Origin of the sequence: Paenibacillus tyrphae (assembly GCF_000722545.1) — a bacterium.
Classification (GTDB): Bacteria; Bacillota; Bacilli; order Paenibacillales; family NBRC-103111; genus Paenibacillus_G; species Paenibacillus_G tyrfis.
On record NZ_JNVM01000006.1, the window covers coordinates 581,192 to 595,574 of the forward strand.

General features: G+C 47.8%; 8 protein-coding genes and 2 riboswitches. Of the genes, 3 read left to right on the top strand and 5 right to left on the bottom strand.

Annotated elements, in window-relative coordinates:
• Nucleotides 1-45: 45 nt before the first annotated feature.
• The gene (locus ET33_RS09520) at nucleotides 46-1,308 is read right to left on the bottom strand and encodes an RICIN domain-containing protein (RefSeq protein WP_152570612.1); all 1,263 of its coding nucleotides are present in this window, start codon (nucleotides 1,306-1,308) and stop codon (nucleotides 46-48) included.
• A gap of 48 nt (nucleotides 1,309-1,356) precedes the next feature.
• A complete protein-coding gene (locus ET33_RS09525) occupies nucleotides 1,357-3,456 on the bottom strand; it encodes a glycoside hydrolase family 6 protein (protein WP_235206681.1) in 2,100 nt (699 codons plus the stop codon).
• A gap of 554 nt (nucleotides 3,457-4,010) precedes the next feature.
• Between ET33_RS09525 and ET33_RS09530 the strand changes: the two genes are divergently transcribed.
• On the top strand, nucleotides 4,011-5,045 hold the full coding sequence (locus ET33_RS09530) for a glycoside hydrolase family 64 protein (protein WP_407668088.1): 1,035 nt from the start codon (nucleotides 4,011-4,013) through the stop codon (nucleotides 5,043-5,045).
• 54 nt (nucleotides 5,046-5,099) lie between these two features.
• Here ET33_RS09530 and ET33_RS09535 read toward each other — a convergent pair whose 3' ends face one another.
• Together ET33_RS09535 and mgtA are read right to left on the bottom strand one after the other, a co-directional pair.
• Nucleotides 5,100-6,803: a methyl-accepting chemotaxis protein gene (locus tag ET33_RS09535; protein ID WP_036679778.1), complete on the bottom strand. Its 1,704-nt coding sequence runs from the start codon at nucleotides 6,801-6,803 to the stop codon at nucleotides 5,100-5,102.
• Between the two features lie 53 nt (nucleotides 6,804-6,856).
• Nucleotides 6,857-9,493 carry a magnesium-translocating P-type ATPase gene (gene mgtA, locus ET33_RS09540; RefSeq protein ID WP_036679779.1) on the bottom strand — a complete coding sequence of 879 codons (2,637 nt, stop codon included), beginning with the start codon at nucleotides 9,491-9,493 and terminating at the stop codon, nucleotides 6,857-6,859.
• A 320-nt stretch (nucleotides 9,494-9,813) separates the two neighbouring features.
• Nucleotides 9,814-9,987: riboswitch (M-box (ykoK) riboswitch) on the bottom strand.
• 381 nt (nucleotides 9,988-10,368) lie between these two features.
• Here mgtA and speD point away from each other — a divergent pair.
• Together speD and ET33_RS09555 are read left to right on the top strand one after the other, a co-directional pair.
• Nucleotides 10,369-10,767, top strand: a complete 399-nt coding sequence (gene speD / locus ET33_RS09550) for an adenosylmethionine decarboxylase (RefSeq protein WP_036679781.1) — start codon at nucleotides 10,369-10,371, stop codon at nucleotides 10,765-10,767.
• Nucleotide 10,768: 1 nt separating this feature from the next.
• Nucleotides 10,769-10,936: riboswitch (M-box (ykoK) riboswitch) on the top strand.
• 104 nt (nucleotides 10,937-11,040) lie between these two features.
• Nucleotides 11,041-12,750 carry a sensor domain-containing protein gene (locus ET33_RS09555; protein WP_051775212.1) on the top strand — a complete coding sequence of 570 codons (1,710 nt, stop codon included), beginning with the start codon at nucleotides 11,041-11,043 and terminating at the stop codon, nucleotides 12,748-12,750.
• Between the two features lie 57 nt (nucleotides 12,751-12,807).
• On the opposite strand, the gene ET33_RS09560 is transcribed toward ET33_RS09555, so the two are convergent.
• On the bottom strand, nucleotides 12,808-13,713 hold the full coding sequence (locus ET33_RS09560; RefSeq protein WP_200879194.1) for a chitosanase: 906 nt from the start codon (nucleotides 13,711-13,713) through the stop codon (nucleotides 12,808-12,810).
• Nucleotides 13,714-14,383 lie beyond the last annotated feature (670 nt).

The following is a 14,383-nucleotide window of genomic DNA, read 5'->3' on the forward strand; positions in this document are numbered from 1 at the left end:
CTCTCCTAGGCGGAGGCCGCTTTCGGTTTGTCGTTCGATCATCGACTAAAGCTTGATCATTCTCCACTTCTGGGCGGACGTGTTGTTATCGGACCAAATTTGCACATTGGTCCCATCGGCAGTTCCCGCGGAACTGACGTCCAATGCTTTTCCACTACCGGTATTTATCAGCTTGAAGCTGCCATCGCCATAATCGACAATATTCCATTTTTGCGCGACAGATTCATTACTTGACCATATCTGGACATTGGTTCCATCGGCTGTTCCTGCGTCGGCGACATCCAAGGATTTGCCGCTTTGCGGATTCGTCAGCCTATAGCTCCCGTCTGCATTGCGGATTACTTGCCATCTTTGGGCGGGCGTGTTGTTATCCGTGTAGATCTGCACGTTCGTTCCGTCAGCCGTACCCGCGGCATAAACATCAAGAGCTTTGCCGCTGTTCACATTGATCAGCTTATATACCGCTCCCGGCTCTACGGGCGTAGACCCTGCCTTATACACTCGTACATAATCAACCAGCATCATTTGCGGAAACGTCGTACCGGCGTCCGGATCCCCCGGCCAATTCCCGCCTACGGCCAAATTCATGATCATAAAAAACGGATGGTCGAACACCCATGTTTGCCCCGAGCCAAGCTGACTTTTATTGAATGTGTGATAAAGATTCCCGTCCACATACCAGCGGATTTGCGTAGGTTCCCACTCCATAGAAATCACATGGAATGCGTCTTTAAACAGCTGTCCGTTCGGCAGCGTGTAGGATTTGCCGATTCCGCCCGAACCGGAATAGCCGGGACCGTGCACAGTGCCGTAAATCGTAGAGGAATCATGACCAAGATGCTCCATAATATCAATTTCACCGCTGTTAGGCCACCCTGCCGAATCCAAGTTATCTCCGAGCATCCAGAAGGCGGGCCAGATTCCTTTGCCAAACGGCAGCTTGATGCGCGCTTCAAACTTTCCGTAAGCTTGCGTGAATAATCCTTTTGTGAGCAAGCGGGCGGAAGTATAAGAATTTCCCCCGAAATTTTCTTTAACAGCTTTAATGACCAAGTTCCCGTTACCATCCAAATACGAATTGTTCCTGCTGTCCGTATAGTACTGCAGTTCATTATTGCCCCAGCCGCTGCCTCCGATATCATACTTCCATTTTCGGGAATCCGGCGCAGCGCCGAAGTTTCCGTTAAATTCGTCGCTCCATACCAAGTTCCAGGTTGTCGCAGCCTTAGTCGAAGGAAGCGAAGAACAAAACAGACTGAAGAGCAAAAGGCATACCAGCGTGCGAAGCAAGATCATTTTTAATTTCATCCTGTCCATCCTCTCTTGGAACCAATTGATAAATGTTCCATAGTTTTTTTAAGGTTGGATTCCCCAGACAAGAGTTCCGTTCCGGAAAAGCGTCACTTTGTCCCAATCCGCAAACGATGTCTTGGTCCCATCGAACGAGTAGTCGTTCGATTCGTTCAAGTTTGACCAGTCCGCTTTGGACATTCGGAGCTGGATTTCGCCAGACTGTCCGCCTGCCGGGATAGAACCGGCCCCCGAAGCGAAGCTGAGCTCGACGTAGGTGTCCGTATTGACGCCGCTTGCGCTAACGAACGATTGTTGAATATTTTCAGCTCCCACTTGTGCCCAATCGATCCATGCGTTCATCTCTGATATGCCGTCTTTCGTAAAGTAGTACCGGAGTTTGAGGTCGCTTAATCGAACGGAAGTCGTTCCGTTATTCTTGATATTGAAATGCGCTTTGATCTGGCCATTATTGACGTCGGTATCCGCTGCCCGATATTGTACGATCAAATTCTGAGAAGGCACCGTTCCTTGCGGTGTCACGTTCACTTGCATGGAGTTCGGACTTTCTCCCGAGCTGTTCAATGCGCTCACAACATAGTAGTATGTCGTCCCATTGATCAAGCCTATGTCTTTGTAACCTGTTCCTGCCACCTCGGCAGCCACCGTCGTATACGGACCGCCGCTAGTTATCGCACGCTTAACGTTGTAGCTCGTCGCGCCTTCTGAAGATGTCCAGTTCAGCATGGCTTGCGCGTTACCGGCCGTAGCTGTCAGACCGGTTGGAGCAGCCGGTACCGTTGAATTATCGACGGGGATTTCCGGATAAGCGTTCTGTATAAGTTGCAGGAACTGGTTGTGGAACCAATGACCGGATAACGGGGCATCAGGCAATGCTCCCGTCGGCGTACCATTGCTGCTTATATACGTAGGATCACACATTCTGTCGAACCCCTTGCCCTCGTTATTTGGAATCTCTGAGCTTGAGCCGTCCGACTCCCCCGGAGGTTTTACCCATACGAACGCGTCGAGATGTGATTCAGGGTACCCTGAGGGTGCTGCCGTTGGAGGCTGCCCCATACCTGCACCGGAGGGATTGCACCAATTTCCGCGGTGAAAACGTTTATCGATACGGCCGGAATTGGCGTATTCGTTAACGCTATTGCCGCTTGCGCCGGTCGGCCGGCCTGGACCGCCCCATCCGTTGCGAGAAGTATCAATCAGGAAGCCGATACTTTCGGGCCAGCCCTTCGCCACAAATCCAGCATATAATGCTGCAGTGAAATCCGCTTCATCAAAGTACGGATTCCATTGATAGAAATTCGCAGACCTCAACTGCTGTCCGTCAATTGTCAAGCTCGGATCGGTCAGATAAGGCTCCTCCAACGGAGTAGTGTTCGCCGTGTTGGTGATAAACCCGTCGACGCTTGCAAGCCCGTCTCTGCTCCCCGCCACCACAGTGGTAAAAAGGTCGATGGCAGGCTGACGGTTCGAATCCCAGCCAAGCCACCCGGAGTGGCCGATGTCCAAGTAGGTGTAAACATTAGGGATCTCATGCAGCTTATCCAGCGCGTACTGATTGGCATCCCGGTAAATATTCGTGGAGTTAGCCTGTGCACACTTCGGATCGTTCAGATTCGTGACGAGATTGGGTAACGAGTCCGGTTCGATCACCGTTACAATCCGGATGTTTCGGTATTTCGGGTTGGAGAATATCTCTGCGATCGGGTCAATATATTGCTTCTTATACGTCTGTAAACCTTCGGGAGTCAACGGTAGTTCTCCGTTCGACGCAAGTGCATGGCAATCTCGCCCCGGCATGTTATAGATAACGAACATGACAGTGATCGGGGTATTGCCATTCTTTTGCGCTAATACGGCATCCATCGTTTCCACAAGGCTCCTGCGGCCACCGTTCGCAGCGCCGCCTTTAATCGCCGCGATACGATCGAGCCATATAGCTGTCGGGTACGATTTAACCTTCCGCATCTTTGCAATCAGCGCGCTATCGCTCACCCGTGCGATCGACGTGTCGATAAGAGCGGCATAATCGGGGTTCACATACTCCGTCGCTCCCAGAAACGGATTATTCACATGTGCTTCAGCCGCAAAAGTGCCGGTTTCATAAGAAATGTTAATAACTAAGGCGAAGATCATAAAAAGCATCGTGGTACGCTTAGCTATAGACAAAGCAATTGTCATGATTTTAACTCCTTCCTTTTTAAATGGCACGAGTTAGGCAAAGGCGGAAATCCTCCTTTCCTTCGCAGGATCTACATTTATACCGCCTCCTTTGTCTATCCGAGAAGGAAATAAGTGGGACAAAATGGGAATGTTATACATTCGGTCGTGAGCCTATTATAAGAAGCACTGGCCCGCTAGCGCTACAATTTTAGTTACCTGATTAACATTTTTGTGATAAATACCTTATTTTCAACAATGATTTTCATGTAAAAAGCAACTGCGAAAACCCGCCAAGTTTTAGGACTGCCCGCCCGGCAGCTAACAAGTCACAATCATGTTCAACGTAGTCATTTTTCGGATAGAACACTTTTTCCCTAATCAGGTAGTATATATAAGCAGGAGGTGATATTTGTTGAACCATCGCAGCAAATAAATGCAGGGCTAAATGAACTTTAGGAAGGAGTGCTTTTATGTACCTTAAGAAGAAGTTTGGACGTGTCTCTTCTGTTATTTGTGCAATGATGATACTGATTCAAATGATCATCCCCCCTCCAATTCGTGCAAGCGCTTCTGCAGATTCAAGTTCGTCATCTTCCATATACTCCATACCTGCCTCCTCCATACCCGCACCGACCGGAAACGGTGTAATGTCGTTTAAGGTCATGAATGGGACCAATGGCGCTTACTCGGATAGTCAGATCTTCTGGGGTGTTCTCGGGATTAATCCGGCGAATGGAAAGTGGAGTTATTTGGACCTAAACGGCAATTTGCTGCCTATTTCGCTTGCGCTTAACGATGCTCCCGGACATTTATCGAAAAACGGCATCAACTATGCAAACTTTTATCATAAAGTTAGCGATGCTCCGTGGGTAAGTCTGCCAAAAATAACCTCCGGAAGAATGTTCCTTTGCGTGGCCACGGAATGCTACATTAAAACTTATGATAACGGGTTTGCCGGACCGGATATTAATAATCCGAATGACCCGAATCTCAATGTATATTTTGACTTTATCGAATTTACGATTGACGCGACAGGATATCATGGAAACACGACCAGAGTCGATATGTTCGGTTTCCCTATTCAACACAGACTTGTAAATGTAGAAGGAAATTATGATCGAACCGTCGGCGAATTGGAAGTTGAAACCCGCTCCGGTTTATTTTCCAAATTTTCCAAAGAAGTGCCTTCACAATTTACATCGCTAGGTACAATTCAAGCTCCCTACCGAATCGTCGCTCCCGTTCGCGGTTCTTTTGCCGCCGGCGGCGTTAACGCCAATTACTTTGCAGGTTATTCCGGCTTTTCCACACAGGACATTCTCAGGTGTGATGGGGCGGTCACCAACGCTCAAACTTGTGCTGCAATCAACAGACATGTCTATACGGATAATAATTGGAACATCGTCGGCAACTATTATCAAGCTGCTCCAGCCAACTATTATTCGAAATTTTGGCATACTCACGCCATTGACGGTTTAGCCTACGGCTTTGCTTATGACGACGTTAACAATCAAGCTGCCTATCTGGAAACAAGCAGGCCAAAAGGTTTAATTATTAAAGTCGGATGGTAGCCAATCCCCCCGACCACCACCAAAAAGGCTATGATGAGGATGTTCATCATAGCCTTACACAATAAATAGATCTGTTTCTTTCTGCAGTTGTTCCGCCATCTCTGATAGAGACCTGGCAGATAAAGAGATATCCGCCATGGCGGCAAGCTGGGTTTCATTCGCTGCCGAGGTTTCTTCGCTAAGGATCACACCTTGCTGGGACACTATCGATACTTGATTCACCACGCCGATGATTTGCTCGCTGCCTTCAACCAATGTTCTAAACAGTTCCGAAACCGCTTCGGCCTGTTCCGTCGCTCTTCGAAACGATTCTTCATTAGAATGAAGGGAATTGCTTACTTGATCGGTCATTTGCACGCCCGTTAAGGCATGCTCACTTCCCGCCTTCATCGACAAGACCACTTCCTTGGTTTGAAGCTGAATTTGGTTTAGCATCTCCCCGATTTCCTTTGTCGCCTTGTTGGTTTGATCCGACAATTTTCTTACTTCCTGGGCAACGACATGAAAGCTTTTGCCGGCTTCCCCGGCGCGTGCGGCTTCGATCGCAGCGTTTATGGCAAGCAATTTGGTCTGCTCGGAGATATCCGCAATCAAGCAAGTGATCTGACCGATTTGCCGAGAGCGCTCCGCTAAAATGTCTACATGTTTCTCCGAAGCGCGAACTTTCTTGTAAATGGCATCCATTTGGTCGCGCATGGCGTTTGCCGAAACGGACCCTTGGCGCGAAGAGAAGGCGGCCGCATCCATCAAGGCCGTCATATTTTGGCTCTGTCGATGAATGAGATCGATATGGCTTTTCATGCGATGGATCGTTTGCACGGATTGCGTCAAGCCTTCTTCCTGATTCCGCAAATCGAGCGTCAGCTTCTCGGAAGAAGCGGCAATGAGATTTGCCGCTTGTGTGCTTTCTTCCGATTTAGAAGCGAATTTCCAGGCGTTGCGCGATAACTGCTCCGCGTTATTTTGCACTTTGTGGATCAATTGTCTTAACCCTCGAAGCATGGAATCGAACGATTGATTCAATTCGCCGATTTCATCATTAGAGCGATATTCGGTCTGAACCGCCAAATCGCCTGAAGCGGCTTTGGACATCAAATCCTGCAGCTGCTGGATCGGCCCGACAATAAGCTCGGTGATCCATCGTCCGAGAAAATAAAACAAACCGATGGAGAAAACGAGGGTGAAGATAAAAATTTGAATCAGGTTCGAATGAAGCCGGCTTCTTTCGCCGTTGCGCTGCATCGCAATAGCTAACCGTTCCTTCTGCAGCCCGTCGATCGTGTGATCGATATCTTCCATGATTTTCGTCATGTGCATTTGATAGTAAAGATAGGCGTCCTGGGTCTGGCCTTTTTGCGAAAAATCGATCACTTGCTGCCGTACTTCGGCATAATGGATCAAAGACTGCTTTAATGCGGCTATTCCAGTTTTCGAATCCGATTCGCTGTTCAGAGCTGCTTCAAGCTTGTCGATCGTCTGGTTCGTTGAAGCTGCCCGACGATGGATTTCATCTTCCAGTGCTTTTTTATTGGGAAGATCAGCAACCAGCACATGCTCCAAAAGCTTGCTGTTCATCGCCTGTACATCGCTTGAAACGGTACCGATCCACGATACCGACGAGTCATCATCATACATCGCATCCGCATTATGATTCGAGCTGACAATAAAGAAGTAGCTGGTGATACCCAGACCAACCAAGAAAACTACCGCAAGTAAGGTGATGATCGAAATTTTGCGAGCTATTTTCAAATTTTTCATGGAATGTTCCTCTTATCCTTCAGTGAAGGCAACCGTTATGTTCCACAGTTTACTTACAACCATTCGTTGAATTTGCGGATGTACCATTTTTTGATCAGTTGAGTTAGTACGCAGTAAGATAACAGCGTCGCTACTAGCCAAGGGAAGTATGACATCGGAAGTGGCTCCAGACCGATGCTTCCCCCAAAACCGCTGAAAGGCAGATAAATGCCCATCGCCATAATCAAGCATGTCAGGAGCACGACGGGAGCGCTCGCCGTACTTTGAATAAACGGAATTTTTTCGGTACGGATCATGTGCACGATTAGCGTTTGCGAAAGCAATCCTTCAATGAACCAGCCGGACTGGAACAAGGTTTGGTGATCGACGGAATTGGCCGAGAAAATATACCACATCAACGCATAGGTCGTAATATCGAAAATCGAGCTGATCGGACCGATGAAAAGCATAAATCTGCTGACCGACTTGGCATTCCATTTTTGCGGTTTGCGCAAATATTCTTTATCCATCTTGTCCCAAGGGATGGAGAGCTGCGAAATATCGTAAAACAGATTTTGGATGAGCAAATGAATCGGAAGCATCGGCAAAAACGGAATAAATGCGCTCGCCACCAATACGCTAAACACATTGCCAAAGTTGGAGCTGGCGGTCATCTTAATGTATTTAATCATGTTGCCGAATGTGATGCGTCCTTGAATGACCCCTTGCTCCAACACCATCAGGCTCTTCTCCAATAGAATGATATCGGCGGATTCCTTGGCGATATCGACGGCCGTATCGACGGAAATCCCGACATCCGCTTCCTTCAAGGAAACAGCGTCGTTGATTCCATCCCCCATAAAGCCGACGGTATGCCCTTTGCTTTTCAGCACTTTCACGATTCTTGCTTTTTGCAGCGGATTTACTTTCGCAAACACCGTTGTCTTCTCCGCAATATCGGCCAATTGCTCGTCAGCTAAGGCATCGATGGAGCTGCCCAGCAAAATGTCATTTACTTTGATGCCTACATCTTTGCATACTTTACGGGTAACCGCCGCATTGTCGCCTGTAATGACCTTGATGTCGACGCCGTTTTCCTTCAGCGCCCGAATCGCCATTTTCGCAGTTTCCTTCGGAGGGTCCAGGAAGGCAAGGTATCCGACGAGAACAAGATCTTTTTCATCCTCCACCCCATAGGCCTCATCCCGGCACTCGGTTTCTTTGATGGCCACGGCAAGAACGCGCAAGCCGTCCAGGTTCAAATTATGGACAAGCAGCTGCACCTTCTCGACAAGCTCCTCCGTAAGGGGGATCAATTGCCCGTTGACGGACACGTGTGAACAGATGCCGAGGACCTCTTCCATCGCTCCTTTGCAAATGAGCGTATGACCGTTGCCTTTTGTCTCCAGTACGACAGACATTCGCCGGCGGTTGAAATCGAACGGGATTTCATCGATTTTCGTATAGTTTTTCTCGACGCCCAAAACATGGGTAAGCTCGGCATGCTCCAGTACGGCCACATCCAGCAGGTTTTTGAGTCCGGTTTGGTGATAGCTGTTCAAATATGCGTATTCCAGCACCTTCTTGTCTTCTTTGCCTTGAACATCGAGATGCTTTTCCAAAATGATTTTATCCTGCGTCAAGGTTCCGGTTTTGTCCGTACATAAAATGTCCATGGCTCCGAAATTTTGAATGGCGTTAAGACGCTTGACGACAACCTTATTGCGGGCCATGGTAGCCGCACCTTTCGCCAGATTCCCGGCAACAATCACCGGCAGCATTTCCGGTGTCAAACCGACCGCGACCGATAGACCGAATAACAGAGCTTCCCACCATTCCCCTTTCGTAAAGCCGTTGATTACGAAGATGATGGGAACCATGATGAGCATGAAGCGGATCAGAACAAAGGTGATGCTTTTGACTCCCTTGTCAAAGCTGGTAAGCGGTGTTTTACCGATAAGCGTGTCTGCCATGGAACCAAAATACGTATTGGCGCCGGTCGATACGACGACAGCCGTAGCCGAACCGCTGATCACGTTGGTCCCCATGTAACACATATTGTTCAATTCAAGAGCATTCATTTGCTTGTTCTGCGACTTGTTTTTTACTACGTCAGGCGGGAGAGTATCGCTTTTCTCAACGGGCATCGCTTCTCCCGTGAGAGCCGATTCTCCGACGTGCAAGTCCTTCGATGCGATCAGCCTTACATCGGCCGGTACCATGTCGCCGGCAGAGAGATGGATGATATCCCCCGGCACCAAAAGCTCCATGTCAATCTCTTTGCGCCCCGACTGGCGGCTTACAGATGACGTCGTTTTCACCATCGCCTTAAGCTTTTCCGCCGTCCGTGTCGAACGGTACTCTTGGGTAAATGTAATGATGACGCTGACGGTGACCATGGTCGTAATGATGACGACGGCTTGGATATCATCGTCCATAAAGTAAGAAAATCCTGCCAAGCACAGCAAAATCAGGATGAACGGATTTTTAAAGCAGGAAAGCAATTGAATAAACCAAGCCGGCGGTTTGTCGTGGGCAACTTGGTTTTTCCCGTGGATTTCAAGCCTTCTTTTGGCTTCGGTTTCACTAAGGCCTTGTGGGCTGGTTTCCAAATCCTTCATTACATTTTCTTCCAGCGAAACCGATGCTTGAATGAGACGCTCTGCGATCTCTTGTGTCACTTTCTCTTTGTCTTTCGTCGGTGTTCTCATTTGGTTTCCTCCTCTCGATTCAAAAACGGCACAAAAAAAGCTCTCTCCGTTTACCAGAGAGAGCTTTGCCGAACCGTGTACTTTGCGCTCACACATCAAATACGCATACTTAAATAAACCCACACGGAATGATTTTTTTGCGGGAATTTAAATATGGAAAAGATTGGAGAGCAAAGAACTTTCAGTTCTCCCTCTGTATAGTCTTGATTGCAGCGACGCGATCGATAACTCGGACTACTGTCCATACAAAATTCCCCCCTTTACAAAATAAAAATCCCTCTAGAACCGCTAGAGGGATAATAAAGCACGCCAAAAAAGCTTCGTTTCCCCCTAGTCGAGTTTTGGCACTATATAACGTAAAGAGAACAAATTTTCTCTTAGCCACTTTATGAAAAGCCTTAATCCGGCAATCCCTGTTCTACCCATGGGCATCTTTCGATATTTCTGGGCAGTGGCCTGTGTTTATATAGGAGCCTCACCTAACGAGGACGTATTCAATTCCTCTGCCATCTTAAGTCGAGAATTTACGATTGTCAAGAAAAATTTATTTTGGGGAGCGATTCTAAAAAAGATTGACATTTCGAAGGACGGGAAGTACGATTCCTTTGTCTATATTTGACGCTTCGAGAGACTGGAAACAAAGGGGGGATGATGCGCCATGGACAGTAGTAGTTGTCTATCTAACCATCTACAACCGCATAAGCGTAGGGAGGAAACGTACACACCCTGCTGCTTCCGATGCCATCTATCCCTTAGTGATATTGCCCCGGTCTTCGGAAAATAGCATGTTTCGCGACCGCTCCCTACGGCTCCCTGCTTCTTGCAGCGGAGTAATTTGTTGTTGCATTCAACCAACAGGAGAGGGAGAACCGAAAATGAACTATTCTACATTCGGAAGACATGTTGTTGCAGACCTGTGGGGGGTCGATTTCGAACGGATTAATAACGCTGAGCTATTGCAAATCCAATTAATCGAAGCAGCCGAGAAATGCGGAGCAACGGTACTGTCCGTTCAAGGGAAGCAATTTAAGCCTCAGGGGGCCACCGTGCTGCTGTTATTGTCCGAGAGTCATCTCTCGATTCATACTTACCCGGAAAAAGGATTTGCGGCACTTGATTGTTACACTTGCGGAGAAACCGCCGATCCCGAAGTTGCCATTCAGCATCTGATATCCGTGCTAAAGCCTCAAACGTGCCATTTGCAAAAACTGGTCAGAGGAATCGGAGAAGTGTTGACAAAGGAGATTTTTGTCACTTATGATGTGGGTAATTGAATACGAACCTCGTTAGGTGAGGCTCCTGCATGGAGAAATGCTGCTGCCCAGAAACGTCGACAGACGCCAATGGGTCAACAGAAGCCATCGACATAAGGTGGTTTTTAATGTAGCTGGACGCAAGCTCCTATGCCATGCAGTGCTAAAACTCAACGAATGGAGGTCGCCATCATCGTGTTTTTTCGCGCGCGTGCACCCTCTTATTTGATGAGGGTGCTTTTTTATATGCCGGCAAGGTAAACGGATGATTTCTGTTCAAGGAGGAGAGAACACGTGAAAGCACTGCAGGTCAGCGAGATGATGTTTAAAGACCTGTTCCAATATGCCAATGACGCTGTCTTTATCACCAGAATTGAGGAAGAGGCCGAAGAGTCGAATGTATTGCTTGAAGTCAATGAAGTGATGTGCAGTATGCTGGAATATTCGAAAGAGGAGCTATTGGCGCTCAAGCCTCAAGCCATCATCAAACCCATGCAGGACGAAAGGCTTCAAGATGCGCAAGAAAGGCCAGCTGCATCCCAAGAGCACAAGACAGAAGCCTGGTTCCTATCCAAAAAGCAGCGAAAAATCCCTGTGGAAATAAACTCCAGAGTGGTCAAGCTGAATCAATCAAAAGTCATGCTCTCGATTGCCAGAGATATTACGGAGAGAAAAGAGGCGGAAAGTAAAATTCGTCAAATGCTCTACTACGACGAGTTGACCAATCTGCCCAATCGGCGATTGTTTATCTCTCGGCTCGAAGCTGCGATTCAAAGAGCGCGTCATAACAATACCATGGTCGGCGTATTATATCTGGATGTTGACGGCTTCAAAAATGTCAATGACACGCTAGGCCACAATTATGGAGATATGGTCATTCGAGCTATTGGCGGGCGACTTGTCGACACGCTGGGTATCCGGCCATTCCCGGCCAGAATCGGAGGAGATGAATTCACGGTGTTTATTCCCGATTTGGGAAGCAAGGAGGCCGCCGTTCGGATTGCGTCAAATCTGAGCCAAATGTGGACAGCCCCGTTTATATTGGACGGGCAAGAATTTTATTTGTCGTCCAGCATAGGGATCGCCTTTTATCCGGACGATGGGGAGCATCCGGGCGAGATCATGAAAAGAGCAGACAGGGCTATGTATTATGCAAAAGAAGGAGACGGAGCCCCGTACCGTATTTTCACGCAAGAGATGGACCAGGAGTTTTATAAAAAAATCGAGATGCAAAATTCATTGCGAAAGGCACTGCAGAGGAACGAGTTTGTCTTGCATTATCAGCCATTGGTGGATGCGACGATGGAGACAACTTCCGTCATCGGAGCGGAAGCCTTGATTAGGTGGAACCATCCGGACTGGGGAATGGTCTCGCCCGGCGATTTCATCCCGCTTGCTGAAGAAACCGGACTTATCGTTCCGATCGGAGAGTGGGTATTGAAAACGGCGTGCAGGCAGTTCAAGGAATGGCAGCAAGCGGGCTTTCCGCCGATCACCTTGAAAGTAAATCTTTCGGCCCGCCAGTTCAAGCAGCCGGACTTGGCAGGAATGATACAAAGAACATTGCTTGAAACCGAATTCGAGCCCCGTTATTTGGGATTGGAAATTACAGAAGGCGCCATGATGCAAAATCCTGAGCAGACTATCGCCACATTAAACGAACTAAAGACGACCGGAATCCGGGTTTCGGTGGACGATTTCGGTACCGGCTATTCATCCTTAAATTATATTCGGATATTTCCGATCGATATTATTAAAATCGACAAGTCTTTCATTCAGGATATTTGCAAAGATGATAAGGATGAAGTGATCATTTCCACTATTATTTCAATGGCGCACAATTTGAACCTGAAAGTCGTTGCCGAGGGCGTGGAAACGGAAGAGCAGCTTTCGTTCCTTCAGCAAGAGCGCTGTGACGCCGTGCAAGGCTACTATTACAGTAAGCCGTTGCCGGCACAACATTTTCTTCATTACTTTGCCGGTCAGAGCCGGAATCATGAATGAAAAAGACGGCCGCAGAATGCGACCGTCCTTGATAACGGGCCCTGAAAATGAAGGAGCTTACTTCATTTCCCAGTCCGTAACTTTAGCAATCTCGGAATCAACGTTCTTCAGATTCATTTTCCCCATATCCACGAGAGTGTCCCATTGTTTTACGCGGTTTTTACCGTTAGGTGGCTTGTTGTATTTGTTGGTATCCACAACCAAGGTACGTTTGGCATGGAAATTTTTCATAAAGGTTTTCTCGTTCGAGCTGCTGCCGGAACGGGCAAGCAGGCCTTGAAGCGTATTCGAGCCGCCGGTAGCACCTTGATTCAGTGCCGTATCGACAAACGATCCGATCGTCACCGCACTGGCAAAGCCGCGCTGGCGCGCTTGTTCAACGCTGTACCGGATATACACGTTATAGAATGTTTCCCACATCGCTTTTCTCCAAGCCGCATCGTTTTGAAGCTTTTTAATCTTGCCGCAGAACACCTTCTCACTATCTTTAATTTCCAGAATCGAGCCATTCATTTTCCCGTTGATGCCAAGGCGCTTCAATGCGCCATCGGCCGACGGGTTGCTGGCTCCTTTGGCGGCGTCATAGGCTTTGAAGAGTTCCGGGCCATCGGGATGGGTATCTCTGGAGCCGCCTGTGGTAGCACCGAAAAGACCGATCGTATACCCGCGCTCATCAGTAATGTCTTCGCAGTACCCGTAGTATTCGATCCAGTTCAAATCGTCCTGCTCCGGTTTATTGATAAGCTTCATGATGTTGTTCCATTGCTCGCCATCGAGCCCCGTATTATTGCGAAGGAATTGCAGAGTTTCCGGGGAGAAATTATCGTCAGGAGAGGCTGCGGCTGCTTTGGATGGCTGGAACAAAGCGGTTGCGCCAAACAAGGAAGCCACTAAGGTAAAACAAAGAAAGGCTAACAGAAATTTGGTCTGGCTTTTGGATGGTCTAGCATTGGACATAGGCATGTAATCCCTCCTAAAAATGTTGACCGCATGGATAAACAACAGGCTGCTTGCCGCTTTACAGGCAATTCAAATCTAATGCTCCTTCTCCTTTCCTTTCAACAAAGTATAAACGCTTACACTTTTGTGCATCAGTTAGCCAGCTCGTTTACAAGCTATACCTTTCCCTCCCTTCTTCGTTTATAACATAAACGTTTATATTTTTGGCCGTCAGTTCCTTATCGGATCTCCAACCCTAAACTTTCCTCAACCTTTTCTGAGGAGAATATAAACGTTTATATTTTTAGGCTAAAAGAGGTGTTGTATTTGAAAAGTAGATCCGTGTTGCGTACAGCACCGAATCACTTTTAACCTCGCGTAAAAAACCGCTTACTTCCAAGATTACCATCATCTTCGGACATTGTGAAGACACTTTTTTAATAAATATGGCTTTCGCTCGATTCAAATATATGCTGCATCACCGCTATTAAACACACCATTAACTCCAAAAAAAGACAACGCGCTCAAGGAACAGGCGTTTCCTGAGCACGTCATCGATACATATGTTACCAGTTGATCAAAGACTCCGCTATAACGTTCTTCTCCTTGTACTTTAACGATGTGCTTGAGCCTTCGCCGTATGTCCGCTACGTTCTTTGCGCAGGCCAACCACCAACACACTAATCCCCGCAGA

Excerpts from the sequence above, each read along its gene's own strand:
- mgtA (WP_036679779.1), bottom strand. The coding sequence starts at position 9,493 with ATGAGAACACCGACGAAAGACAAAGAGAAAGTGACACAAGAGATCGCA.
- ET33_RS09520 (WP_152570612.1), bottom strand. The coding sequence starts at position 1,308 with ATGAAATTAAAAATGATCTTGCTTCGCACGCTGGTATGCCTTTTGCTC.
- ET33_RS09560 (WP_200879194.1), bottom strand. The coding sequence starts at position 13,713 with ATGCCTATGTCCAATGCTAGACCATCCAAAAGCCAGACCAAATTTCTG.
- speD (WP_036679781.1), top strand. The coding sequence starts at position 10,369 with ATGAACTATTCTACATTCGGAAGACATGTTGTTGCAGACCTGTGGGGG.
- ET33_RS09535 (WP_036679778.1), bottom strand. The coding sequence starts at position 6,803 with ATGAAAAATTTGAAAATAGCTCGCAAAATTTCGATCATCACCTTACTT.
- ET33_RS09530 (WP_407668088.1), top strand. The coding sequence starts at position 4,011 with ATGATCATCCCCCCTCCAATTCGTGCAAGCGCTTCTGCAGATTCAAGT.
- ET33_RS09525 (WP_235206681.1), bottom strand. The coding sequence starts at position 3,456 with ATGCTTTTTATGATCTTCGCCTTAGTTATTAACATTTCTTATGAAACC.